The sequence below is a fragment of the Paenibacillus marinisediminis genome (assembly GCF_054343325.1).
The window spans coordinates 239,617-265,091 of sequence record NZ_JBTGUH010000001.1; the positions used below are offsets into that span (position 1 = coordinate 239,617).

Genomic DNA, 25,475 nt, shown 5'->3' on the forward strand with positions numbered 1-25,475 from the left:
TCCGTTATATCGATTGTTCATATACGATCTGGCCGTCCATGAGGGTCAATACGACCTTAGCATCTTGGATCTGTTCGCTCGGCACTTGGAACAAATCGCGATCAATCACGATTAGATCGGCCAATTTGCCCGCTTCAAGCGTTCCCAATTCATCCTCTCTGAACACGCCGTACGCCGCGGTTGCTGTATACGCTTTCAAGGCGTCCGCTAAACTAATCGCTTCTTCTTCGTTGAAGAACTCACCTGTACCTGTCATTCTTGTTACAGCACGATAAATCTCCAGCATCGGATTGAGCGATACGATCGGATAATCGGTATTCAGCACCACTTTAGCCCCAGCTTCAAGCAGCGATCGGATGGCAAAAGTATGCCGCTGTCGTTCACCGATACAGGAAAAATAATGATGCTTATTAATCAGCTCCATATGCTCCGGCTGCATCGAAGCGATCACGTCCAGCTGCTTAAATCTAGGCACGTCGTCAGGGTGCACGACTTCGATATGCTCGATCGTATGTCTAGAATCCCAGATCCCGTTCGTTTGCCTTGCCTCCTCAAACAGATCAAGCGCATATCGGACAGCGCCATCGCCTACCGCGTGAAACCGAATACGGAAGCCTTCCTTGTCGGCAGCCATAACGTACGCCCTCATCTCTTCAGGAAGCCCTTGGCCACGGCTATCTGGTATATCCGTGTACGGATCCACGAGGTTTGCCGTATGTGTCGTCACAACTCCGTCCAAAAATTCCTTTAACCCGGAAAAACGCAGCTTTTCCGAGCGGTATTGATCACGGTACTCTTTAGCTCTCTCTATATCCCCATCAAGACCGATCAGAAAGTGGAATCGCGTGGTCAACTTCCCTTCCCGTTCAAACTCCTCGTAAAGCTTAATCTCGTTCAGTTCCAAGTCGGTTACCTTAAAGATGTCCGTTAGCGAAGTCACGCCATATTTAGCCGCGTCTCCCAGAAACCTTTCGAATACTTGCCTATTCCTATGTTCAGGCAGTTTCATCGCATGTTTCCAGGCGGTGCTGGCAGCTGACTCGAAAAGAATTCCTGTAGGATCGCCGTCCTCATCCCTCATAATTTCTCCGTGTGCGGGATTCGGCGTGTTTCGGTCGATGCCGAGCTTCTCCAGCGCTTTGGAATTGACCCAAGAGGTATGTCCCGATGCATGCATTAAAAATACAGGGCGGTCCGGAATGACGGCATCAAGTGAACTTCGGTTCGGCAGCTTCGGGTCATCCCATTTCGTGTGGTACCACATATATCCCTGAACCCATTCGTCATCCGGCCTTGATGTCGAATATTCAGCGACGATCCGAGCGACCTCCTCCTCAGAGCGGGCCTCTAAAAGATTCACATTATCCTCCATCACGCAACCAGGTACAACATGAAGATGCATGTCATTAAACCCAGGCAACACGAGCTTGTCGTGGAACCGATATATTTTCGTATCGGGTCCGATCAGCGTTGTCATATCGCTTTCCGCACCTACGGCTATAATTCGATTGCCTCTTACGGCAATGGCGGCAGGCTTCGGCGTTTGGTCGACTCCTGTAAACACGGCATTACTAATGATCATTAGATCCGCGTGTTCAATATGCGGCATCAGCTTCTCCTCCAATCATGTACCTACAGTTTCTTCGTTTCGCTGAACGTGATGTAGAGATCAACGTCTTTATGCTTCAAGTAGGAAAAATACGTTTCAGGATCAATGCATAGCTCCGGCGGCTTTACGCCTTTTTCGCTGATTTCGCCTTTTAGCAGCATTTGCGCAGCGATGGAAGCTGGAATTGCCGTTGCGTATTGAGTAGGACTGACACCCCATTCTTGGTGATAGCGGGTCAGCAGTTCCATTCTGACGGCCGCGTTGTTGCCGTTTTTCCTCCCTATAATTTCAACCCATAACGAATCGGTGCCCCAAACCGCTTTCTCTTTTTTGGAGAGTACCTTGGTGAGCAGCGATACGAGCTGACGTCGAGGGACAGTACCGTCTTCCAGTGCATTCGTATCAGTAAGGCCGAACCCTTCCAGCATTCTGATTTTTTCGATCGTCGCAGGATCCCATGTATCTTTGTACGTTATTTCTTTCACTTCAGGGAAGCTTGTCGGCAATGTAGCCAGCTCAGAGTGAAGGATGGAATATGTTTTTTGAATCCCCAGCTCATTATGAAATGGTGTCAGCTCTTCGTCGGACAACGGAGCGATTTCAACAAGCTCGCCGTTCTTTACGGCAACTGCATTTTTCACAGCTTCGTCGATGATCGTATCCGCGGCAAACGCGAACGTCGCCCCAGATGATGTTGATCCGTAACGAATATGTATTTCTTCGGTCGAATCAAGTAGATTGACCCCATAACGGCAGAATACGTTCGAGGTGCCCGGATCGGAACCCATGCCTACGATGGATAGGATGTTCGCTTCCTTCATCTGAGCATCCAGCTTCAATTGTTCATTCGTATATTTGAAGAGACCGCCAAGATCAAGCAGACTGGCACCTGCAGCTGCTGCCACCTTCATCGCATCCAGATTAAAAACGTAATTCGTGGCGTTGACGCACACTTTGCATTGACTCAGCACTTCCTTCGCTGCTTCAAAATCGCGTATGTTCAGCGTCGTCGTCGTAATCTTGCGCCCAACCCAGGCGGCCATCTCATCTAATCTTGCTTGATCCAGATCCGCGGCTATGACGTCGACTCCGCTCTCAACCAAGTCCTTCACAATCACTTTGCCGATTGTTCCTGTTGCGCCTAGTACAACAACCTTATCCACCCATCACCACTCCCCAATATCCCGACCTCGCGCTGCGCGAGCCGCAATTATTGCGGCAGCCAGCCGGCCGGGGTTACGTTCAACTTGATATTCACCTGCTTCGGCTCCAAAAATTGCTGAAAGCCAAATGTGCCCAGATCTCTTCCGATGCCGCTCATCTTAAATCCGCCCCATGGCGCTTCATTGTATGTGTTGTGGTATGTATTAACCCATGTGATGCCCGCGCGAATTTTACGGATGACTCTCATCGCTCTTGCAGAATCACTCGTAAATACCCCGCCCGCCAAGCCATATTGCGTACCATTCGCCAAACGGATCGCCTCGTCTTCGGTCTTGAACGTCTGAATGACGAGAACGGGTCCGAAGATTTCTTCTTGGACGATTCTCATATCCGGTGTCGTATAGGTAAATATTGCCGGCTCCATAAAGTATCCCTTGCACTCAAGCCGCTTGCCGCCGCACAGCAGCGTTGCGCCTTCCTTTAGTCCGATCTCCACATAGTTCAGAACCGTCTTCAAATGATCTTCCGATATGAGCGGGCCCATTAACGTATCTTCTTCAATACCCGGCCCAATCTTGATATCTCTAACTCTGGCCAACAGTCCTTCAACAAACCGGTCGTACAGGCTTTCTTGAAGGATCAGTCGGGAGCCTGCAGAGCATACTTGGCCTTGGTTGGCGAAGACAGCAAACAGCGCGTATTCAACCGCTGCATCATAATCCGCATCTTCAAAGACCACCAGCGGCGATTTTCCACCGAGCTCCAGGCTTAATCTTTTCATCGTCGATGCCGCTTTCTGCGCGATTGCGACTCCAGTGTCTGTTCCACCCGTAAACGATATCTTATCAACTAGCGGGTTCGTCGATATTTCATTTCCGATAGAGGAGCCAGGGCCCAGCAAGAGGTTGAGCACGCCTTGCGGGAATCCGAGCTGATCGATCAGCTCGAACAATTGAATGACTGTAAGCGGCGTAACGGAAGCAGGCTTTACGACTACCGTACATCCAGCGGCGATAGCTGCCGCAATCTTCTGCGTTGCCATCACCAGCGGATAGTTCCATGGCGTGATCAAGCCAACGACACCAACCGCTTCTTGTACAACCATGGCTTGAACATCATCTGGCACGTCGTATACCTGTCCATGAGGTTTGGTTGCCAATCCGGCATAGTAACGGAATTGGTTGATCGCGTCCGCGACATCATATCTCGCTTCCTGAATCGGTTTTCCGTTATTCAGCGTTTCAAGCACGGCGAACTGCTCCGCTCTTTCCTCCAGCATATCGGCAAGCCGCAGCAGCAGTGCGGCACGGTCTCTAGCTTTGCTGTCCATCCATCCGTCTTCATAAAACGCCCGATGTGCCGCTTGAATGGCCATGTTCGCATCGTCCGCATTGCCTTCCGCGACAACCGCAATGACTTCTTCGGTTGCGGGATTTATAATATTGCGCGTGTTCCCGCTGCTTCCGGCAGTCCATTTTCCATCTATGTACATCATCTTGACATCCATCTCTCTCGTCTCCTTTCCTATTGATTTCGGATGACTTCTTTCAAAGTTCGAATGATAAAGTCCAAATCCTCATCGGTCGACGAGAGCGGAGGTGACAAGGTTAGTACGTTGTTGTAGCCTAGCACCGTATCGCCGTTTTTGCCGATGATCAAGCCTTTGGCTTTGCATTCCTCAATAATTTTGCCAACAGATCCTGGAGAGAGAGGTTCTTTCGTCTCTTTGTCCGCAACAACCTCGATCCCCATTAGGAAGCCGAAGCTGCGAATGTCGCCGACAAGCGGGTGCTCGATCAGCTCCGCCATTTCCTCTTCCAGCCGCTGTCCGAGCTGTCTTGCACGCTCGACCAGATTTTCCTTTTCCATAATCTCAAGATTCTTCAACGCCAGCGCGCAGCATGCAGGGCTCCCGCCGAACGTATTCACATGGCGCAGATGGGTAAAATCGCCTTGCGCTTGGAACGCTTCATAGATCTCTTTGCGGACGGCTGTTGCGGATAGCGGAAGGTAGCCGCTCGTCAAGCCTTTCGCCATCGTTACGATATCCGGCTTCACCGTATAGTTCATATGCCCGAACTTCATGCCGGAACGACCAAACCCACAAATCACCTCATCCATGATGAGCAGCACATTGTACTTGTTGCATATGCGCTGCACCTCGTCGGTGTATGCTGGGTGCGGCACGATGACGCCTCCGCCGGTAATAGCCGGCTCCATAATGACAGCCGCAATCGTATCCTGGCCTTCCCATACGATTCTCTCCTCGATCTCCCTCGTGCATAGAAGGTTGAAATCCAGCACCGACATTCCCGCAGGGCGGCGGTAGCTGTCTGGCGGCCGCACATGGATGAAGCCTCCGCCAAGCGGCTCATACATGTACTTGCGTTGCGCCTGGCCGGTCGCGGCTAATGCTCCCATCGAGCTGCCGTGATACGCACGGTACCGTGAAATCATTTTGTAACGGCTGTGTGATCCGGTCTGCTGATGGTATTGCCTTACGATCTTAAAAGCAGTTTCATTGGCATCCGAGCCACTGTTCGAGAAAAAGATGACATACTCGCCTTCGAGCCATTCGTTCAGCTTCTCCGCCAATTGAATGGCCGGAAGATGGCTCTGCGACAGCGGGTAATAGGCCATCGTTTTCAACTGCTCGTACGCCGCGTCCGCTAATTCCTGTCTGCCATACCCGACATTGACGCACCAGAGACCCGACATCGCATCAAGGTAACGATTTCCGTGAAGATCCGTGATCCAGGAACCGCTGCCGCCCGCTACGATCATTGGCGCTTGGTTCGGATTATACGGAGACATCGCATGCCATAAATATTGGCGGTCCTTAGCTGACATTTCCGCGCTGCCAGCATTAATCAAGTGATTTACCGAGGACATGTTTCACTCTCCCTTTTCCCCTAATAGCGAGCCGTCAACATTTTTTTGCGTGTATAGAACTCGACGCCATCGCGCCCGTTGGCATGCAGATCACCGTAAAATGATTTCTTGTATCCTGAGAACGGGAAGAAGGCCATCGGCGCCGGAACACCGATATTCACGCCAAGCATCCCCGCATCAATGTCCTCACGGAATTGGCGAACCGCTTTCGCGCTGTCCGTGTAGATGCATGCGCCGTTTGCAAACTCGGAGCGATTCGCAATATCAATCGCTTCTGTCAGATCCGCCGCACGAACGATTGAAAGAACGGGAGCGAATATTTCATCCTTCCATATTTGCATGGTTGTATGAACCTGATCGAAGATGGTCGGTCCAACAAAATAGCCTTCGCCGTTTACAGCAGCATCCTTGCTTCCGTCACGAACAAGCTGAGCTCCTTCCGCTTCGCCGATGCCGATATACTTGAGCGTGCGACGTTTGTTTTCTTCACGAATGACCGGACCGAGAAATACGTCTTGCTCCAAGCCGTTGCCAATCGTGATATGATCAGCCGCTTGCTTAAGCCTCTCCACGAGCTTATCGGCAATATCTCCAACCGCAACGACAACCGCACAAGCCATGCAGCGTTCACCAGCTGAACCGAATGCGCCGTTGATGATCTGCGTTACCGTGTTATCCAGATCCGCGTCTGGCATGACTATGGAATGGTTTTTCGCGCCGGCAAGCGCCTGTACTCGCTTGTTGTTCGCACTGGCTGTGTGGTATACATATTCCGCAACCGGTTGAGAGCCTACAAACGATATCGCGCGAATGTTTTCATTCTCCAGCAAGCCGTTGACGACATCGCGCGTTCCGTGCACGATGTTGAGAACGCCGTCAGGCAAGCCTGCTTCACGGAACAATTCAGCGAGCCGATTCGCTAGCAGCGGCGTTCGTTCCGACGGTTTCAGCACGAACGTATTCCCACAGGCAATAGCCAGTGGAAACATCCAGCACGGCACCATCATCGGGAAATTAAATGGCGTAATTCCGCCAACAACTCCGATCGGGTAACGATACATGCCCGACTCCAGCCCGGTCGCGATATCCGGAAGCTGTGTCCCCATCATCAGTGTCGGAATGCCTGCCGCGAATTCAACGCATTCGATGCCGCGCTGCACTTCGCCGTACGCTTCTTGATAGCTCTTGCCATTTTCCAGCGTGATGGTTCGGGCCAGTTCTTCCCAATGCTGCACCAGTAGCTGCTGGTAACGGAACAGTAGCTGCGCTCGTTTTGGTACCGCTGTCTTTTTCCAGCTGTTAAACGCTTTGCTTGCCGCTGCCGCCGCTTTGTCTACATCCGCCTTCGTCGAGACCGGAACACGGGCGATCGTTTCCCCTGTCGCTGGGTTAAGCACGTCTTCATATTGAGTCCCGCTGGATTCAACCCATTGCCCGTCAATAAAGTTTTTCAATTGTTTCACATTAGTCTGTACTTGCTCCATAGCGGTACCCCCTTTTCCTTCTCATTTGAGCTTAATGGCGATCAGCTTCAGTTCAGTCATTTCTTCGATTGCGTATCGGATGCCTTCGCGTCCAAATCCGCTTTCCTTCACACCTCCGTAAGGCATGTTATCTACGCGAAAGGTTGGATAATCGTTAATCATCACACCGCCAACATCGAGCTGCTCCGCAGCCAGCATTGCGGAGTGAATGTCTCTCGTATAGATTCCGGCCTGAAGGCCGAAACGGGAACGGTTCACTTCCTTGATCACTTCTTCTAAAGCGGCAAAAGGAGCGACTACCGCAATAGGTCCAAACACTTCTTCGCAGGAAATAGGTTCATCTGAAGGGACACTCGTTAAGATCGTCGGTGGGAAGATACGGGAATTCAGCTCCTTGCCGCCTGTTACGACTCGTGCGCCTCGGGATACGGCACTGTCTACCCACTCCCGCATCCGGTGAACTTCCTTCTCGTGGATAAGAGCGGATAGATCTGTCGCTTCATCCAAAGGATCGCCGATCGTCAGCATTTCCGTCTTCGCCTTGAATTTCGCTAGAAACTCCTCGTACTTGTTTTCGTGCACATAAATTCGCTGAATGGAGATACAGACTTGACCGCTGAATGAAAACGCTCCGAGCACGCAGCGGTCGACCAATTCGTCAGTCACATCGCTTGTCTCGTCGATGATTAACGCCGAATTGGAGCCTAATTCCAAAGTGACTCGCTTTAAGCCCGCCTTATTCTTCATGGCGATCCCGACAGCAGGGCTGCCGGTAAACGTAACAGCCTTCACGCGAGGGTCACGCACCAATTGCTCCCCCACTACCGAACCTGGTCCGGATACAACATTCAAGACCCCGTCAGGAAGTCCCGCAACTTGGAAGATTTCAGCCAACATCAACGCAGAGAGCGGCGTTTGTCCCGCCGGCTTTAGCACAATCGCATTGCCAGCGGCAATGGCAGGCCCAACCTTATGCGCCACCAGATTAAATGGAAAGTTAAAAGGTGTGATTGCTGCGACGACGCCGATCGGTTTGCGGATCGTATAAGCAATCCTGCCTTCTCCGCCAGGCGCCGCATCAAGCGGTACCGTTTCGCCATGGATGCGACTTGCTTCCATGGCCGAGAATTTGTACGTCTGAATCGTCCGGGCAATTTCGCCTCTTGCCGTCTTCAATGGCTTAGCCGCCTCCAGCGCCAATAGGCGAGCAAGCTCCTCTTTCCGTTCTTCCAAGATATCAACCGCTCGATTAAGTATCGCTGTACGCTGATGCGCAGGCATTCGAGCCATCTTCTCGGCACCGGCCTCAGCAGCTTGAATCGCTTCTTCCGTCTCCGCTTCACTTGCATAGCCCACGTCGGCAATCCATTCCCCTGAATATGGCGAATATAGCGCTTCATACCGGGCTGCTTCTTTCCATTGGCCGTTAATGAACAAATCTCGCTTCACGACGTATCCCCCTACTTCCTCTGGAGCGCATATTGCTTCAGAAGCACTTCCTTGATAATGTCCAGCCCTTCTGCAAGCTCCTCGTCCGATATGACGAGCGGAGTCAGGAATCGGATCACATTGCTGTGCACTCCTGCGCTCAACAGAATGACACCTGCTTCGTAACAACCCTTTTGCAGCGCCGCCACAAACGCTTTGGCCGGTTCCTTGCTCTCCGGATGAACGAATTCAACGGCACACATCGCTCCCAGCCCGCGAACTTCCGCTATCAGTGGAACCGCTTTCCGCAATTCGCCAAAAAACCCGAGAATCGTCTCGCCGATTATTCGGGATCTCTCAATCAGACGCTCGCGCTCGATTTTTTCGATAACGGCGAGTGCGGCAGCACATCCAAGCGGACTTCCTCCATACGTTCCCCCGATCTCCCCTGGTGAAGGGGCATCCATGACCTCCGCCCGGCCGGTAACCGCGCTGATCGGCAAGCCTGCCGCGATCGACTTCGACATGGTGATCAGATCCGGTTCGATCCCATAATGCGTGGAGGCAAACATCTCGCCTGTACGTCCAAAGCCGGTTTGAATCTCATCGGCAATGAACAAAATATGATGCTGTTTACAAATGTCATAAATGCCTTTAACGAATGCCTTCGGTGGAACGATGAAGCCTCCTTCCCCTTGCATTGGCTCCATAATCACCGCGGCCAATTCTTCTGCTGAAACTTCTGTGTAGAGGAAATCTTCGAACTGCTTAACGCAGTAAAGCGCATACTCTTCTTCCGTCATGCCGTCTGGGCGATACAGCGGATAAGGATATTGCGCTTTGTAGGTGGCTGGCGCGAACGGACCCATCTGAAACTTGTAAGGCTTCACCTTGCTCGTCAGCGACATGCCCATCAGCGTACGGCCGTGAAATCCGCGCGTAAACGAAACAATACCTGGCTTTCCCGTATATTTCCTCGCGATTTTTATCGCATTTTCCACCGCTTCCGCACCGCTGTTCAGAAATATCGTTTTTTTATCAAAGTCACCTGGAGTCAGCTGCGCCAGCTTCTCAGCGAGCGCGACATACGGCTCATACATCGCAACATGAAAACAAGGGTGAATATATTGCTGCACTTGCTTCTGTACCGCCTCGACAACTTCCTGCGGACAGTGGCCAACGTTCAGCGTGCCGATCGCCCCGGCAAAGTCCAAGAATACGTTGCCGTCTACGTCGGTAATCAGCGCCCCTTCAGCTTTTTGAACAAACACTGGCGTATTGTTGCCGACACCCCTTGGCACATATGAATTCCTCTTTTCGATTAATTCCAAGGCGCGTTTACCCGGAACACTTGAAGCAATTGATACGAATTTGCGCGTCGTTTCCATGTTTGCTCCCCTTTACAGAAATAATTACAGCTCTTTGATGGATCGTTCTCGCCCCCTATCGGCCGACATAAATCGGTTGTCGCTTCTCTAAGAAAGCGGTCATCCCTTCTTGACAGTCGTGGGTGGTAAACGTATTGCCGAAGCAAACTGATTCCATCGTGAGCGCATCAGATAAGTTCACATCAGCGCCTGCTTGTAGCGCAGTCTTCATCATACGAAGTGCGACAGCCGGCTTTTCCGACAGTTTGTCAGCCCACTCCTTAGCTGTATCCAGCAATTCATCAAACGGTACTACTTTGTTCACTAAACTGCAGGCAAGAGCATCTTGGGCTGTGATCATATCTCCGAAGTACAATAATTCCTTTGCTTTGGCCTGTCCGATCAACCGCTGCAGTCGCTGGGTTCCACCGCCTCCCGGAATAATGCCCAAATTGATTTCAGGCAGGGAGAATTTAGCATGTTCCGAGCAGATCCGAAAATCACAGCAAAGCGCCAGTTCACACCCTCCGCCTAGTGCAAGCCCATTAATAGCAGCGATGACAGGCTTGCCGATATGTTCTAGACGATCAAAGGCGCGGCGTGATATATCGTGCCATTTCCTCATTTCGCACATGTTGAGGTCTTTCATCTCAGCCATATCCGCACATGCCGCAAAAGCGCGTTCCCCTTTACCCGTTATAATCGCCGCTTGAATCTCATCGTCATGATCAATCTCATGGATGATTTGATTCAATTCGATAAACATCTGTTTATTTAACGGATTCATCGGTGGTCGGTTCAAGCTGATCACAGCCGTCTTACCAGCAACGTCACATTCTAAAGTCTCAAATGTCATCGATTGTATCTCCTCCTAGATTCTGATATGCCAGCATCAATTCTAGTAGTCGTACCAGCCACTCATTTTCCTACTTCAATTGTATTAAATAGGCAGTTATGAACATACGTACACGGTGAACTAAAAACAGCTTATCTTTTTAATCACCGTGTACAGTTAACACTTTCAATCCTATAGAAAAAGGAGCTGCTTGATGTGATCATCAGGAGCAACTCCAATAGGCGGACCTTCACTCCATCTGGAGCTCCGTATGGAAGAGGTCGTGCAGCTTGAAAGCAAGCATGAGATTGAATCGCTGCTCGGCATTATCAATATCGATTTTGAGCAGTTCTCTTATTTTCTCAAGTCTGTACTTTAACGAGCTTCGATGAATGTATAGCTGTTCAGCCGTATCCTTAATACTGCCGTTTGATTGCAAATATTCTCTTAGCGTATTAAACAAGTCGCGGGTTTTCCCATTTCCATGTTGCAGCAGCGGTTCGAGGTATGTATTTAAAAATAGAGGTACGGCAAGCGGATCTCCAAGATGATACAGAACAGAGTATGAGCCCAGTTGATGAAAGCTCAATAGCCCAATGTCCCGAAAACGATTGCACACGATCGTTAAGGTTGTATGAGCTTGCTTATAGCATAAATAATAATCTTCGATGTGCAATGCTTCTTGACTGACACCAACGAAGATGTCCACATGATCGAACTCGGCCTGAACGATCTTCTGAATCCGACCGTACAGACTCTTCCAGTAATCACCTTTATTAATTTCTTGTGGTACGATCGCAATAAAAAAGCCTTCCTTTCGCGTCAACACGATTCTTGGTTCCGCACGTGTTAAATAGTCGCGAATCCGTTCCCATATCCGGTTCTTTTGTGTATTGATCTCGATTAAGTCGAGCTTCTGATCCTCCGCGGTAAACTCGAACGCAAACAATCCAATCGAATGGGGCTCGTTGATGTTCCAGTTGAGTAAGTTCGCATTCTCTCGAATTTCTTCAATGCTTTCGTAATTTTTCGCAAACAACTGATTGAAGAAGCTGTCTTTGACCTGCTCTCGTACATCAAGCACCGCTTTTTGTTTGATGAATTGAACTGCATAAACGTTCAGCGCATGATTCAACGTCATTCGGAGCACGATATCCAGCTTACTTCTTGCAATGATCAGTCCCAAATACCCGAGAATTTCACCCCCGCCGACGACCTTCCAGATGCCCGCTTCAAGCTGTCCGTTCTCCGCAATCCAATATTCAGGCTGCATACTCTTTTGAAGCCGCTTCTTCTGTTTCTCAATTTCCAATAACAGAGGACTCTTCATAGGCTCGTCTGTCTCGAGTATGGTATGACATGCGATATGAAAAAAGCGGTCGAATAGAATCACGGAACAGTTCAACATTTGAGAAAGAAAGTCCGATATTTTGGCGAAACCGTGATCCTCCAGCATATGCTTGACCATTTGCTGCTGATGCTGCATGAACTTTTCGAGACGATACTTCTGGTCCTTCTCGTTAACATATAACCTGACATTCTCTATCAAGGCTGAGACGTGGGAGGCTAGAAACTGCAATAACTTTAGATCATCTCCGGAAAATACCGCTTCTTCTCCACTTTCAACGTGTAGGACGCCGAGCGTTCTGATGTTGTTCATTAAGGGAATCGTCAGTTCGTGACCGCCGATCGTATCCAAATAGGCAAAAAACGCATTTAAATTGTATATCTCTTTCAATTCAATGGTCTTTGGAAGGGAAAGCTGTCCATAGAATGGAGACTGAAGCAGTAGACTATTCGTGCTTTCATCGTACAAATACAAGCCGGCCGCCCTGGCGACAGTTCCTTTACCAGCTCGTTCCACGATACTCTCAACGATCTTCTCCAACGAAGAACCGTCTAGGTTCATATTTTCCTTGAGCCATTCCAGCCCTTTAACACGCTTCAGCTCATATTCTTTTTGCTGGACTAATGCGAATAAGGTTGCGAGATCCTTGCCGTACTCTTCGAACAACTTATCCGCTTCGAGCAGCAGCGGGACAAAATGGCGGTACCCAATCACGCACAGTCCTAGGCTGCCCTCTTCTTCGCGCTGGATGGGAATGGTAAACCAAGTCTGAAACTGCTCATCGGCAAGGCTTGTTAGTAGTTTACAGCTCTCCCATTGTTGGATGACGTCAAATGAAGTTAGCGATTCTTGGAATATCCGCGGCATACAGTCCTGAACAGCAAGCGGGAAACAAGCGGCAAACCGAGGCGCTGCGCCTTTGGTGACTTTCAATCTGAGCAACGTATGATCTACTGTCACGATGGCCATATAATCGTAGGGGAACTTGGAATAGAACGAATCAATCAAATAATGAAGCGCTTCGTCTAATGTATCGAACTGGATCATCTTGCGTGCTGTCATGCGAAGATGTGTGTCGATCTTGTCCATCAAAATCTTCTGTTTGCGATTATTCAACATGGGATTGCCGCACTCTCCCTAATGAAAACGCTTTTATTTCCATTTTACCTTCACTTGTCCGAATCCACAACTCTAGTTTATGTAAAAAAAGAGTCGCCGATTACATCAAAAGTAACAGGCGATTCGATACGGAAATCTGTCGATAAATCCGCATGTCGCCAACTGTGGGCCACGCTTGCATGTGACGATAAGCCTCGTGCTTGGTGGAGGAAAAATAGGTTGTATATTCGTCCATGACACATCAAACCATTTGGAATAAGTGGCGGAGCATCGCAGTGCTCCACTCCTTAGCATTAAAGAAAAATGAAGCCTGAGGATAAGGTGGATCTCCTTTTCCTCAGGCTTCTTGTTTTCTATGCATATCGAGACGGACGGCACCGGTCCTCTGAAATGGACACAGGAGCCGCTATTCTTGAAATTTTGCAGTATTTTGAAGTTTTGCGGACACAGGAGACCTTATTCGCTCCAATACGAACACTTTTCTGCTAATTCTGTTCAAATAGCGGATCTACGGTCCGGAAGTATGGCCATAACGCGCTTCTAGCTCAAAATAAAGGATTCTGTGTCCGCATTAATCAGAGGTATTTTCCTGCCATCCCCACTTCTAGTTTAATAAATTGCAATCGTTCTATGTATTCATGTTAATAAAGCTCACCGCTAAAGTTGCTAAAAACAATAGAGTCATTAACACAACTGGCAACGCCGTTAATGTAATACCTGCAATGGCCATACCTCTTCCCTTGATAGACCGTCTTGCTCGAATACCCAAGATAAACCCGGTTACACTAAGGATATAATCAATGATTATTGTCATCATTGTACCTGGTGATATCGTGTAAAGATATGTAGAATCAAACTCCATTTTAATAAACGCTAGGAAGAATAAAAGTATCCCGAATATGCCGAATATGAGCGAAACCACTGCTTGCCCCAACCTGTCAATTGGTTGCTTCTTAGTTGGAGCCTTTTGCGCTTGGGCTGGCTGACGAGCTGATGTCTGTTGATTCATTGACCCCTTTAAATGGCTGCCTGTCGTCCTATTTCCTTGGTTGCCAGCAGACCTTGCTTGACCATTCACCGCTCGATTACCTTGAACGGGCCTTGAATGATTTGATTGCTTGGTTGCAGTTCTATTGTTGTCCTGCACTCCTGTAAACTCCCTTCAATCCTAGATGTAATAGGTACTAAGAACTATTATTACTTCGTCACATTTTGTCATAACCCTCTTTTATCTCGTTACTAATATCAAATATTTTTAGGGATCGACAAGTCCATGTAACAATAGGATCGCTTTCCAACACCTTTAGATAACTAGGTGAATAACCTGTATTAAACTACGACAATGGAGGATCGCTTCATGATTCCGAAATACCCATACTACAGTGTGGAAACTCAGTGCAAACAGGTGCCAATAACCTTCCCGCCACAGCATCAGGACGTACAGCCGGGTCTTGAATATATGATGGTTCCACTGCCGATATCCGATAATCCTAATTACAAAGGAAGCGGCAAGCTGCTGGACAAGGTAGCCATCATCACAGGAGGAGACAGCGGAATAGGCCGCGCTGTCGCGATTGGATTCGCAAAGGAGGGTGCGGATGTAGCCATTGTTTATCTGTACGAGCGGCAGGATGCAGAAGCGACGAAGCAGATGGTAGAGCAGTACGGTCGCCGTTGCCTGCTGATCGAAGGCGATCTGCGTGACCCAGACTTTTCAGGCAAGTCCGTACAAGCAACGCTAGAGCATTATGGGAAAATTGATATCTTGGTGCTGAATCAAGGTGTTCAATTCCCACAGGATAGCATCATGGACATTACGAATGAACAACTGGAAGATACGTATCGCACGAACATCTACCCTTTATTCTATATGACGAAGGCTGCCCTTCCTCATCTCAAGCCTGGCAGCACTATTATTAGTACAGCTTCTGTTACCGCTTATGCAGGGGCTCCGCTTCTGGTCGATTATTCCTCAACGAAAGGAGCCATTGTCTCCTTTACCCGCTCCCTGTCGCTTCAATTAATAAGCCGTGGAATACGCGTTAATGCGGTTGCGCCCGGGCCGATATGGACACCGCTCATCGTCTCAAGCTATTCAGCCGAATATGTGAAGACATTCGGTTTAGAAACGCCTATGAAACGCGCAGGGCAGCCATTTGAGCTGGCCCCCACTTATATATACTTAGCTTCGGACGACTCCTCCTTCGTCACAGGTCAGGTTCTGCATGTCAATGGCGGGATTATGACGGAGACTTGATCAATCAACACAAAAGCAAAAAGGTTGCCGATCATCATATGGATCAGCAACCTGTACATACGTCTCTGCTATGATATTAAAGTTGGTCGATAGTCAGAAGCTCTCCGATACTCTGTATAACATACTTGGGCTTATAAGCATCTGTAACCGTTGCCTGGACATGAGGCGGAGCTTCTCTCATCGCAATCTTCTCCAGAAGCTCATCCACATCTTTGCTCTCTGCACGCTGACATGGTGACAGCTCCAACATCTCATTCGGAAGTTGATGATGAACGAGAATCGAAGCTGCGCCCAACTGATTTGCGAACACAACATCTTGATCGAGTCGGTCACCCACATGAGCGACGATGACACTGTCTTCCCGCAATGAATCTACCATCCGACAATCCGGCTTAGCGCATCCGGCCATCTCGGGCGTGATGATCGCATCCATGAGATCAGCTAGACCCAGCACTTTCATCACCGGATACTGATACTTGTAGAATCCGTTGGTCACAGCAGCAAGGGAATACCCATCAGCCTTCAGCTGGCTTAATACAGGCACTATCGTATCTTCCAGCAAATGAATCTTCGGAACGGTCGCATGCTTCACGACCAGCTCCTCCACATTGATCGCGGCTGTAAGCCCCAGTTCCTCCGTCACTTGCTTCACGATGGCATCCCAATCGTACGCCGCTATTAGCTGCTGATCTTGCAGAAGGCGGTAATGCACTCCGTAGAGCCTGTTTCGCGAATCGCAGGCTTGTTTGTACTCGGTGGCTAAGACCTGCTCAATCTCCGGAAATATCCACGCCCCGAACGGATTCTGCATCAATGTCCCATCCAGATCAAACGTAATCCATCGCTTCATGTCTTCACCGCTCCCGCCGTCAATCCTTCAATAAATTGTCTAGATGCGAACAGGAACGCAATGATCATCGGCAATGACGATAAGGTAAGCCCCGAAAATAACAGATTCCACTGGGTGTCATATTCGCCGAACAAATTCAGCATTCCTAATGGAATTGTACCTTTCTCCGTCGTCTTAATAAAGATCAACGGGTAGAAAAAGTCATTCCACACTCCGATCAGGTTCGTGATCGCTACCGTCGCCATCGCAGGGCGCATGAGCGGAAGCATAATTCGGTAGTACACCTGAAAGTCGTTGCAGCCGTCGATGCGTGCGCTCTGATCCAAATCCTTCGGTACAGTTCCGAAGAAGCCGTAGAATAAGAATACCGCAAAGGAGATGTGTCCCGCTACATACACGATAACGAGCCCGGCCAGCGTATCCAGCAGGTTCAGCTTCATCAACTGCATATACAACGGCGAGATCGCGAGTTTCATAGGCAGCATCAGTCCAAGCATAAAGAAGAATAGGACTGCGCCATTCCAGCGAAAAGAATAACGGGCCAGATAGAATGCAGCTAAAGATGACACAAGCAGGATGATCAAGACCGATGATACACTCACGATTAAACTATTTATAAAATACTCTTCAAAGTGCACCTTCTCCCACACATCAATAAAGTTGTTGAGGTTGAACTGCTTCGGCAAGCCGAGCGGTGACGTCATAATCTCCTTCTTCGTCTTGAAGGAAGACAGTATCATTAACGAGATCGGATACAAAGAGATGAACGTGAAGAATGCCAATACTACGTATTTTAACAGCTGTTGAAGCCGGTTCTTCATACACATCCTCCATTGAATATTTCAGTGATCCAGATTGGTTTAGTAGTCCACTTCCTTGCGTCGGAAGAAGAACATCGATATCGCAGTTGCTGTTGAAATAATCAGCAGCAGCACGACAGCAAGCGCGGATCCGAGTCCGATCGAATCTCCGCCGCCGACCGAGCCGAACATTAATCGATAGAAGAAGAGCGCCAGCACATCGGTGGAGTAATACGGTCCTCCAGACGTCCCCTGCATCGCATAGATCATTTCAAACGACTCAAAGGAAGAGATAAACGTCAGGATCGTCATAATCATGATGGAAGGCATCGAAAGCGGAATCGTAATGCGGAACAGCAGCGTCCAGCCCGAAGCTCTGTCGATCTTCGCAGCATCATAGATTTCCGACGATATGGATTGCAAACCAACGAGAAAGATGAGCATCGCGAAGCCGAATCCATACCAGCTGTTAATAAATATGATCGTCAAGAGAGCTGTCTTCGGGTCCCCGAGCCACGGCTTCGCGAGTTCCGCGAGACCGATTGCCTTCAGGAAGGTATTTAGCGCGCCATAGGATGGATTCAGGATTAAGCTGAACAGATATCCGACCACGATGACCGACAGCAGCTTAGGAAGGAAGAAGATCGTCTTGAACCATTCCTTGCCCTTCAATCTGCTATTGATAATAAGTGCAAGTGCATATGCGATAACCAGCTTGGAAAACACAGCAACGACGAAGAAGATGACGTTATGCTGCAGCGCGTTGCTGAATGTATCCTTGTAGGGTTCCTCCGTAAATAGACGGATAAAGTTATCAAAGCCGATAAAGTCACCACGCGTCAGCCCTCTCCAGGAGAAAAAACTGTTCAGCAGCGCGGATGCAATCGGATAAACCATGAATCCAACGTAGAATAAGAGCGCCGGAAGCAGGAATAGATGCACGAAGTGCCTGCTGAACCGACGCCGTTGTTTAGGGACAGCGTCAGTTGCGGCAGCTTGCAGCTTGTCATTCAATTCAGCCTTCCTCCATTTCATGAATCAAGTCCGATCGAATCTGATCATGCAGCTTTCTCCGCAGCAGACGAACCGGATTGCTTCTTCCAAGATGTACGCCATTTGTCAGCCAAATGACCGTCAGATGATGCTTTGGGTCTGCCCATATGCTCGTTCCAGTGAATCCGGTATGGCCGAAGCTTCCCTGCGGCCAAGTTAAACCGCAGCTTGACGGTACATATTCATATTCAGGATCATCGCTCTCTCGAATCTCCCAGCCGAGCGCTCTGCCTTGATACGGCTGATCGAAGCATAGTTCAAGCATCTCTCGGGAAATGGCTGGAGCTAATCCAGCCGCAGTGTTGTGCCAGAGCTGCATATATTTCAAGAGATCGGATGCAGTAGAAAATAATCCTGCGCTGCCAGATACGCCTCCGAGATGATAGCTCTTCTCGTCATGAACCTCACCTACGATATAAGCGCCGTCCACGTATTCGGTAGCGGCGGTCCGCTCTCTTAATCCTGCATTCACTGGATTAAATAACGTATCCGCCATACCAAGCGGCTCGAACAAACGCTCCTTGGCAAGCTGATCCAGCGGTCTGCCCGTTGTGCGCTTCACAAGCTCACCCAGCAGAATGAAGCCTAGATCGCTGTACTTTACCCGACTGCCTATATCGGCTTCTAACGAGGTGCGCATAATATCCAGCATCACCTGCCTGTCGCTCGTTGGACGCGGCTGGAAGGGCAGATCCGCAGGCAGCCCGGATGTATGCTGCAGCAGATGCCGAACCCGTACCCCCTGATGAGGGAATTCCTTGATGTGCATGCTGATCGGGTCATCCAGCTGGATCGTTCCATCCGAAGCAAGCGACAGAACCGTCGGCAGCGTCGCTACGACCTTCGTCAATGAAGCAAGGTCAAACAAGGTATCCAGCTGAACTTCCCGCATCGATTCATTGTCTGAATAGCTTCCATATGCCTTCAAGAACTGAAATCGATTGTGAACTTGTATGGCTAGAACAGCTCCAGGTACGCTTCCTTCATTGATCCATTGTTCAATTAGCGCATCAAATGCATACGTCATCACGTAACTCCTCCACTCTGCAGCTGAGTATTTATGCTAAGGTTTAAACCATTTGTCTACTGAAGCTTGCACCGCATCCGCCACTTGCTCCGGCGTCAACTGCCCCAGATACATCCCTTGCAAGGAATCCTCAAGCGTTACCTTGCTTGTCGGCGTGCCGTGGCTAAAGTTCGTCAGCATCAGATACGGCGTCGCGTGCTTGCCGCTGATCTCGTTCATGCGCTTCAAGAGCGGATGAACAGGCTCAACGCCAGTTATCGGGCTGACACGGCTTAACTCCGCACTGAATTTCGATCCAAACGCTGGGGATGCGATAAACTCGATGAATTTCATCGCCTCTTCCTGATGCTTCGAATTCTTCGCTACCGCATAGGAACCGTCCACCCAAGTTATGATGTTAGGCGACTCCCCCTTCTTGGCTGCGAATCCGCTGAAGAAGTCTACCTCGAAGTCCAGCTGATTCGATTCGAACGTCGCAAGGCGGTGGCTCCCGTTAATATACATAGCCGCTTCCTTGTTATAGAACATCGTCTGCGCATCCTTATCGTCGATGGCGATAAAGTCTTTCGGGAAGTAAGCTTCAAGCTGCTTCATCCGGTTCAATGATTCAATAAACAACGGATCTTTAAAGTTGGTCTTGCCGGAAAGGACAGCGTCTACAAAGGTATTGCCGCCATAGGCGCTTTCGCCGATAACAGCATGTGTCATAGAGAGTAAATACGGAGCTTTGCCGGATTGGGCGATCGGAGTAATACCTGCAGCCTTCAACTGCTCACATGCTGCGATGAATTCTTCATATGTCTCAGGGACTGCGATCCCTTTATCGGCGAATAGCCCTTTATTATAGAAGATGACTGCATTATTCAGCATGAACGGGACACCGTATACCTTCTTGTCACTGCCCTTAGCTGCATTTAGATAGGAGTCTGCAATCTGGTCCAGACCTTTCAGATTATCGAGAGGTGTTAAGTAGCCTGCGTCTGCCAGCGCAGTCGCGCCATCATAAGGACGGAGCTGGAGAATATCCACTCCTGTACCGGACTGCAAGGTATTGTTCAAGATGGTATTATACTCGGTGGACTTAAACGGTTTGAATTCTACGTCAATATAGCTGTTCTCTTTCTTGAATTCCTCGATGATCGCTTGATAACCTTCCTTGTCTTCCGGTCTCCAGCTATACATCACTAGTTTTACTGGCTCCTTATCCTTCCCAGGGTCTGACTTGACCTCAACTTTATCTTGCTGCTTGTCATTATCCTTCGTAGGACCAGCATCCGTTCCCCCGCCGCATGCGCTTGCCAGTACACTGAGCAACAACATAGCTGCCAATAACCAACTGCTTCTCTTCATCCTCATATACCTCCTCACTAGATTAATTGAGACTGAATCGATGATAGTACTGCGATTATTGCCTATGGAGTCATATGCCAGACATCGACGCTCAACATGTAATCGCATACATGAACAATCGTTAGCAAATGAAAGTCGCCCCCTTATGCGACAAGTATTGCTACAATATGCAATCACTTACATTATATAGTAATATTTCATAAAAGAAAGATTGTTTTGGAATAAAATTTCGGCTAATATCAAGCTTCTGATTTTATTCCATTAGGCTCACACTTCGCCCAGTTATGGTACATAAACTAAATCATCATGATTCAAGGAGAGTGGTGAGTGCGTATGATGCACGTGGTAGATCAGAAGCTGGGAGATGTGAATGGAGACCGTATTCCGGATCTCGTATATCTGGTTGGGGATCACGAGCCTGGCAGCCCATTTATTCAGCATATTACGTTACACATTCAGGACGGGAGAACGAGGGTAACTCATGCATATCCGCTGAAGCAGAATTCCGGCTACAATCCCACCGTACAATTGGTCGACTTTACAGGTAACGGTGTGGACGATATTCTTATCGTTATCGATTCGGGGGGATCTGGTGCAACTACTTACAGCTATATATTTTCATATATGAACAATCAGCTCCAACAGTTGTTTGATTATGAAGCTTACAATCAAGCACACCAATATGCCGTTAATTTTATGGATGGTTTCAAAGTTAACGCCACAAGTCTGAATCCTCAATCCACGTATATCATCGATCTGACATATAAGGGGCAGCAATACTTATCCGAGATCTATGACAGCAACGGCAAGCTGAAGGAGCCTATCCAGGGGGACGTGAATCCGTTAAGCGGGGTCTATCCGATAGATTTGGAGCGTGATAGGAAGTATGAATTGATGGCGCTGCAGCGGATTACGGGTCGATATAATGCTGACGGATTGGGCTATTTCATGAATATCTTGAAATGGAACGGTTCTAGCTTCGCCCCCTATCTACAGTGGGTCTGGATATCTGGTACAGGCTGATCATACCGACTCTGATCGTACCGATTCCTTCACATAATACCCTCCGCATAAGAACGAATTTCATTTATAATGGACATATCTCTATCCCATAATATCTACTAATGAATTCACCCCAGTGCCAAGGGGTTATGAAGGAAGGGTTAAGAAGTTGCAGCATGAACTCTTAATAGACGAAGCAAAGGCATTTATCCATACATGTTACAATGAACTTGGGAAGAGCATTGCAGAGATGGAGAGACGCATCGAACAAGTGACGAATGACATCCTGACGACAGGAACGTATACACATACTCATGAAGAGTTAGAATACGGAGCCAAGCTGGCATGGCGCAACAACAGTCGATGTATCGGACGCTTATTCTGGAAGACACTCAAGTTGTTAGATGCAAGAGAGCTGAATACCGAAGAATCAATCGTAGAAGCTCTCTTTCAACATATCGAATATGCAACGAATCAAGGAAGAATCCGACCAACGATCACCATATTCGCGCCCGAAACCGATCATCATCGGATCAGGATCTGGAACCATCAATTAATCCGATATGCAGGGTATGAAACGGAACATGGCATCATCGGTGATCCCGCTTCCGTCTTATTTACGAAGCAGTGTCAGGAGCTGGGCTGGCAAGGAGAAGGAACTTCCTTCGATATATTGCCGCTCGTCGTACAGATCGATCAACGGGAACCCAAGTGGTTCTCGATCCCTAAAGAGCTGGTATTAGAAGTTCCTATCTCGCATCCGCGCATAGAATCATTTGATGAATTGAAGCTAAAGTGGTACGGTGTTCCGATCATCTCAGACATGCTGCTTGAGATCGGCGGTCTGCGATACACAGCAGCACCGTTTAATGGCTGGTATATGGTAACGGAGATCGCTTCGAGAAATCTTGCCGACGAGCATCGCTACAATGCATTGCCTGCTATCGCTCGAGAGTTAGGCTTGGATACTCTCAAGAAGTCTACCTTCTGGAAGGATCGCGCCATGCTTGAGCTTAATGAAGCTGTTTATGAATCGTTTCGCAAGCATAACGTAAGCATCGTGGATCATCATTCGGCAGCTGAGCAGTTTATGAAGTTCGAAGAACAAGAACACGAACAAGGGAGAGAAGTGAATGCCAGATGGTCTTGGCTCATTCCTCCCCTATCCCCATCGGCTACGCCGATCTGGCATAAGCGATTCCAAGAGTTTGCGGTCAGCCCGAACTATCAGACTCAACCGTGCCCTTATCAGACTTCTTCAGAGGAGAAGCCTAATACGCCGCAATGCCCGTTCGCAACTTCGGGCGCCAATTTGTAGCCAAGCTGCATAAGAACACAAGAAGCTGCCCTTATGGTTATAAAGGCAGCTTCTTTGTATGGCGCTATTTTAGTGTCTTTTTTACAAACAACATAAAAATCAACACACTAATAAGCCCAGATATTGCACAAGTCATAAACAGCATTTCATATCCCATGAGCTGTAACACAAATCCTAGAATCATAGCTCCAACCCCAATCCCTAGATCAAAGGCAGTAAAGAACGTAGCGTTCGCTATACCTCTTTTCTCTGGTGGAGCTAGTCGGATAATGGCTACTTGAAGAGCAGGCTGCGCGGATCCAAATCCAATTCCGTACAAAATAGCGGTAATGACGATTCCTACAGGCCCATTTGTCATGGCTAGGACTAATAGTGAGGCTATCAATATGATAAGCGCGGGAACAATAATGACCCCTTCTCCATGTTTATCGGATATCTTCCCTGCAATAGGTCTAACTACGGTAAGTGTGACAGCATAAACTAAGAAAAAGGCACCCGCATTAACCTGAATTTTAGTCGCAAACAGCGGTAAAAAGGTTGTAATGCCGCCAAAAGTAAGAGATAGGAAAAACGTAACTGTAGCGATTGGTAGAAATGATCGATCAAAAAATGATATTGGTTTTTGGGATGTCATCTTAACTACCGGTACTTTGGTGCCAAGCGCAAGAATAAATGCAAGAACTGCTAATACTGTGCAAAGTAGAAATAGATTATGAAATGAAAATGATTGTGCTACCCAAAGACCTATCATTGGTCCCAGAGCCATGCCTAAGGTCATGGCAAGTCCGTACCATCCCATTCCTTCTCCGCGACGAGATGGTGGAATAACATCCGTTACAGCCGTTCCGATCGAAGTTGTAGCAATTGCCCAGCTGACTCCATGGAAGATACGTAATACCACTAAAAATATAATGCCTGTTACCCAATCATAAAAATACATTGTAACAGCAAAAAACAGGAGTCCACTTATAATAAATACCCGTCGACCATACCGATCCATCAATCCTCCAATAATAGGTCGAAAGATTACCGCTGAGATCGTAAACACCCCTATAATAAATCCAACTTGAGATTCACTCCCACCTAATTGTTCAATAAACATAGGCAGTGTTGGCATGAGTAAATAAAATCCGCCAAATAGTAATAATGCTGTAACGGTCAGCATGATGTAGTTTTTGGTCCATAAACGTTCCATTGAAATGAAATCCTACCTTCTATCCATAATAATATGTTTAATAAAAAAGCAGTACCCCCGCTATAAAAGTGTTGGCACTGCTTTATAGAACGTCTAGTGTTTAGCTAATTAGAACGAACTTGCTACTTTAACAGCCTCTTCAAGCCCTGCTGCAATAATTTCTTCTGCTCGATCCGGGAATTGATTGTGTCCCTCAATGACGACTTTCTCCATATCTCTTACGCCGAAGAAGCCCATCATACTCGCTACATATTTAACAGCCATTTCGATTGCAGCTGCCGGCCCTTCAGAATAAACACCGCCGCTTGCGTTTAATAATGCGATCTTCTTATCACCAATTAGTCCTACTGGGCCTTCTGGCGTATATTTAAAGGTCTTGCCCGCACGGTTTAGGTAATCAATATAAGTGTGCAGTACAGCTGGGATCGTTAAGTTCCATAACGGGAAACCAAATACCACTTTATCAGCCGCAAGGAATTGATCCAGATATTTATCAGCAACCGCTACCGCTTGTGCTTCTTCTGCTGTTAAATCAAATCCTTTACCAGCCTTAAATGTACCGTTGATCAGTTCTGCGCCTACATATGGCAATTCTTCATTATATAAATCAAGCTCTACCACTGTATCATTGGGATGCGATTCTTTGTAGCTTGCCAAGAAAGCCTCATATAATCTCACACTAACCGCCTGATCTGCTGGGCGATTGTTTGCTTTTACAAATAAAACTGTTGTCATTCTCTTCCTCCCATTTCATGCAAAGCGAAAAATATAGTCAATTTGATTGACCATATTCTATAGTGTACAATGAGTCGTAAATATAGTCAACTTAATTGACTTTATACGGGGAGGTTTAAACCATGAATCATGAAGATCAAGTAATGAATAAATCGGATCTTACATCACTCTTGTCATTATCTTATAGCACATTGATTTATGAGCTGCATGACAGATTAAGTGAGTTAGGATTCGGTGATATTAGACCTGCGCATGGTTTTATGTTTAGACATCTCATTCCGAATGGAGCAACAGGTATTGAACTAGCTGAGCATCTAGGAATTACCAAGCAAGCTGTGAGTAAAATGGTGGATTATCTTGAGGAAAGCGGCTATGTAACACGCAAGTCTCATCCTACGGATAAGAGAGGGAAGACTATTGTTCTGACCGAACGCGGATGGTTAGTCATGAAAGCAAAAGAGGAGATAACGGCCGAGATCGAACAGCGCTGGATTGAAATTATAGGTGCTGAGCGAATGCAAATGCTTAAGGCGGATTTAACAACATTCATTTCTGAAGCAAATGAAGGCAAATTAACATCAAGGATCAGACCTGTCTGGTAGATATAGAACGAAAAAAGAGCAATTCTTATCCTTGAGATAA

Annotated in this window: 21 protein-coding genes; 4 read left to right on the forward strand and 17 right to left on the reverse strand. The window is 48.0% G+C overall.

Going from position 1 to position 25,475, the window contains the following annotated elements; all coding sequences use genetic code 11:
• Positions 1-4: 4 nt before the first annotated feature.
• The 10 genes from ACXX53_RS01210 to ACXX53_RS01255 form a co-directional block, all read right to left on the reverse strand.
• Positions 5-1,609 (reverse strand): amidohydrolase, encoded by a 1,605-nt coding sequence (locus ACXX53_RS01210; RefSeq protein WP_458566778.1) that lies wholly within the window; start codon positions 1,607-1,609, stop codon positions 5-7.
• A 23-nt stretch (positions 1,610-1,632) separates the two neighbouring features.
• Entirely contained in the window at positions 1,633-2,772 is a 1,140-nt protein-coding gene (locus tag ACXX53_RS01215) for an SDR family NAD(P)-dependent oxidoreductase (RefSeq protein ID WP_458566779.1), read from the reverse strand.
• Between the two features lie 47 nt (positions 2,773-2,819).
• Entirely contained in the window at positions 2,820-4,280 is a 1,461-nt protein-coding gene (locus ACXX53_RS01220) for an aldehyde dehydrogenase family protein (protein WP_458566780.1), read from the reverse strand.
• 17 nt (positions 4,281-4,297) lie between these two features.
• Complete coding sequence (locus ACXX53_RS01225) at positions 4,298-5,665, reverse strand: aminotransferase (protein WP_458566781.1); 1,368 nt, start codon at positions 5,663-5,665, stop codon at positions 4,298-4,300.
• Between the two features lie 20 nt (positions 5,666-5,685).
• On the reverse strand, positions 5,686-7,149 hold the full coding sequence (locus ACXX53_RS01230; RefSeq protein ID WP_458566782.1) for a CoA-acylating methylmalonate-semialdehyde dehydrogenase: 1,464 nt from the start codon (positions 7,147-7,149) through the stop codon (positions 5,686-5,688).
• Between the two features lie 21 nt (positions 7,150-7,170).
• Entirely contained in the window at positions 7,171-8,598 is a 1,428-nt protein-coding gene (locus ACXX53_RS01235; RefSeq protein ID WP_458566783.1) for an aldehyde dehydrogenase family protein, read from the reverse strand.
• An 11-nt stretch (positions 8,599-8,609) separates the two neighbouring features.
• A complete protein-coding gene (gabT, locus tag ACXX53_RS01240) occupies positions 8,610-9,965 on the reverse strand; it encodes a 4-aminobutyrate--2-oxoglutarate transaminase (protein WP_458566784.1) in 1,356 nt (451 codons plus the stop codon).
• A gap of 55 nt (positions 9,966-10,020) precedes the next feature.
• Entirely contained in the window at positions 10,021-10,800 is a 780-nt protein-coding gene (locus tag ACXX53_RS01245; protein ID WP_458566785.1) for an enoyl-CoA hydratase/isomerase family protein, read from the reverse strand.
• 229 nt (positions 10,801-11,029) lie between these two features.
• Positions 11,030-13,243 (reverse strand): helix-turn-helix domain-containing protein, encoded by a 2,214-nt coding sequence (locus ACXX53_RS01250; RefSeq protein ID WP_458566786.1) that lies wholly within the window; start codon positions 13,241-13,243, stop codon positions 11,030-11,032.
• Positions 13,244-13,874: 631 nt separating this feature from the next.
• The gene (locus ACXX53_RS01255; protein WP_458566787.1) at positions 13,875-14,393 is read right to left on the reverse strand and encodes a DUF4190 domain-containing protein; all 519 of its coding nucleotides are present in this window, start codon (positions 14,391-14,393) and stop codon (positions 13,875-13,877) included.
• Between the two features lie 210 nt (positions 14,394-14,603).
• Here ACXX53_RS01255 and ACXX53_RS01260 point away from each other — a divergent pair, with 210 nt between their 5' ends.
• A complete protein-coding gene (locus tag ACXX53_RS01260; protein WP_458566788.1) occupies positions 14,604-15,503 on the forward strand; it encodes an SDR family oxidoreductase in 900 nt (299 codons plus the stop codon).
• Between the two features lie 76 nt (positions 15,504-15,579).
• Here the strand turns inward: ACXX53_RS01260 and ACXX53_RS01265 are convergent, their stop codons facing one another.
• Genes ACXX53_RS01265 through ACXX53_RS01285 form a run of 5 tightly spaced genes read right to left on the reverse strand, consistent with a single transcriptional unit; the run spans position 15,580 to position 20,583 of the window.
• On the reverse strand, positions 15,580-16,353 hold the full coding sequence (locus tag ACXX53_RS01265; protein ID WP_458566789.1) for an HAD family hydrolase: 774 nt from the start codon (positions 16,351-16,353) through the stop codon (positions 15,580-15,582).
• Positions 16,350-17,174, reverse strand: coding sequence for a carbohydrate ABC transporter permease (locus ACXX53_RS01270; RefSeq protein WP_458566790.1), 825 nt, complete (start codon positions 17,172-17,174; stop codon positions 16,350-16,352). The genes ACXX53_RS01265 and ACXX53_RS01270 overlap by 4 nt, the downstream gene beginning before the upstream one ends.
• Positions 17,175-17,213: 39 nt before the next feature.
• Positions 17,214-18,188: a carbohydrate ABC transporter permease gene (locus ACXX53_RS01275; RefSeq protein ID WP_458566791.1), complete on the reverse strand. Its 975-nt coding sequence runs from the start codon at positions 18,186-18,188 to the stop codon at positions 17,214-17,216.
• Complete coding sequence (locus tag ACXX53_RS01280) at positions 18,169-19,233, reverse strand: serine hydrolase domain-containing protein (protein WP_458566792.1); 1,065 nt, start codon at positions 19,231-19,233, stop codon at positions 18,169-18,171. Before ACXX53_RS01280 ends, ACXX53_RS01275 begins: the two co-directional genes overlap by 20 nt.
• A gap of 36 nt (positions 19,234-19,269) precedes the next feature.
• The gene (locus ACXX53_RS01285; RefSeq protein ID WP_458566793.1) at positions 19,270-20,583 is read right to left on the reverse strand and encodes an ABC transporter substrate-binding protein; all 1,314 of its coding nucleotides are present in this window, start codon (positions 20,581-20,583) and stop codon (positions 19,270-19,272) included.
• Positions 20,584-20,916: 333 nt separating this feature from the next.
• On the opposite strand from ACXX53_RS01285, the gene ACXX53_RS01290 reads away from it, so the two are divergent.
• Both ACXX53_RS01290 and ACXX53_RS01295 read left to right on the forward strand, forming a co-directional pair.
• Positions 20,917-21,606 (forward strand): VCBS repeat-containing protein, encoded by a 690-nt coding sequence (locus tag ACXX53_RS01290; protein WP_458567645.1) that lies wholly within the window; start codon positions 20,917-20,919, stop codon positions 21,604-21,606.
• A gap of 148 nt (positions 21,607-21,754) precedes the next feature.
• Positions 21,755-22,903, forward strand: a complete 1,149-nt coding sequence (locus ACXX53_RS01295; RefSeq protein ID WP_458566794.1) for a nitric oxide synthase oxygenase — start codon at positions 21,755-21,757, stop codon at positions 22,901-22,903.
• 64 nt (positions 22,904-22,967) lie between these two features.
• Here ACXX53_RS01295 and ACXX53_RS01300 read toward each other — a convergent pair whose 3' ends face one another.
• A complete protein-coding gene (locus ACXX53_RS01300) occupies positions 22,968-24,098 on the reverse strand; it encodes an MFS transporter (RefSeq protein ID WP_458566795.1) in 1,131 nt (376 codons plus the stop codon).
• A 108-nt stretch (positions 24,099-24,206) separates the two neighbouring features.
• Complete coding sequence (locus ACXX53_RS01305; protein WP_458566796.1) at positions 24,207-24,833, reverse strand: FMN-dependent NADH-azoreductase; 627 nt, start codon at positions 24,831-24,833, stop codon at positions 24,207-24,209.
• A 122-nt stretch (positions 24,834-24,955) separates the two neighbouring features.
• On the opposite strand from ACXX53_RS01305, the gene ACXX53_RS01310 reads away from it, so the two are divergent.
• Positions 24,956-25,435: a MarR family winged helix-turn-helix transcriptional regulator gene (locus ACXX53_RS01310; protein WP_458566797.1), complete on the forward strand. Its 480-nt coding sequence runs from the start codon at positions 24,956-24,958 to the stop codon at positions 25,433-25,435.
• Positions 25,436-25,475 lie beyond the last annotated feature (40 nt).

Coding starts and splice junctions, on each gene's coding strand:
- ACXX53_RS01210 (WP_458566778.1), bottom strand. CDS start 1,609: ATGCCGCATATTGAACACGCGGATCTAATGATCATTAGTAATGCCGTG.
- ACXX53_RS01220 (WP_458566780.1), bottom strand. CDS start 4,280: ATGGATGTCAAGATGATGTACATAGATGGAAAATGGACTGCCGGAAGC.
- ACXX53_RS01225 (WP_458566781.1), bottom strand. CDS start 5,665: ATGTCCTCGGTAAATCACTTGATTAATGCTGGCAGCGCGGAAATGTCA.
- ACXX53_RS01230 (WP_458566782.1), bottom strand. CDS start 7,149: ATGGAGCAAGTACAGACTAATGTGAAACAATTGAAAAACTTTATTGAC.
- gabT (WP_458566784.1), bottom strand. CDS start 9,965: ATGGAAACGACGCGCAAATTCGTATCAATTGCTTCAAGTGTTCCGGGT.
- ACXX53_RS01245 (WP_458566785.1), bottom strand. CDS start 10,800: ATGACATTTGAGACTTTAGAATGTGACGTTGCTGGTAAGACGGCTGTG.
- ACXX53_RS01260 (WP_458566788.1), top strand. CDS start 14,604: ATGATTCCGAAATACCCATACTACAGTGTGGAAACTCAGTGCAAACAG.
- ACXX53_RS01265 (WP_458566789.1), bottom strand. CDS start 16,353: ATGAAGCGATGGATTACGTTTGATCTGGATGGGACATTGATGCAGAAT.
- ACXX53_RS01270 (WP_458566790.1), bottom strand. CDS start 17,174: ATGAAGAACCGGCTTCAACAGCTGTTAAAATACGTAGTATTGGCATTC.
- ACXX53_RS01275 (WP_458566791.1), bottom strand. CDS start 18,188: ATGAAATGGAGGAAGGCTGAATTGAATGACAAGCTGCAAGCTGCCGCA.
- ACXX53_RS01280 (WP_458566792.1), bottom strand. CDS start 19,233: ATGACGTATGCATTTGATGCGCTAATTGAACAATGGATCAATGAAGGA.
- ACXX53_RS01285 (WP_458566793.1), bottom strand. CDS start 20,583: ATGAAGAGAAGCAGTTGGTTATTGGCAGCTATGTTGTTGCTCAGTGTA.
- ACXX53_RS01290 (WP_458567645.1), top strand. CDS start 20,917: ATGATGCACGTGGTAGATCAGAAGCTGGGAGATGTGAATGGAGACCGT.
- ACXX53_RS01300 (WP_458566795.1), bottom strand. CDS start 24,098: ATGGAACGTTTATGGACCAAAAACTACATCATGCTGACCGTTACAGCA.
- ACXX53_RS01305 (WP_458566796.1), bottom strand. CDS start 24,833: ATGACAACAGTTTTATTTGTAAAAGCAAACAATCGCCCAGCAGATCAG.
- ACXX53_RS01310 (WP_458566797.1), top strand. CDS start 24,956: ATGAATCATGAAGATCAAGTAATGAATAAATCGGATCTTACATCACTC.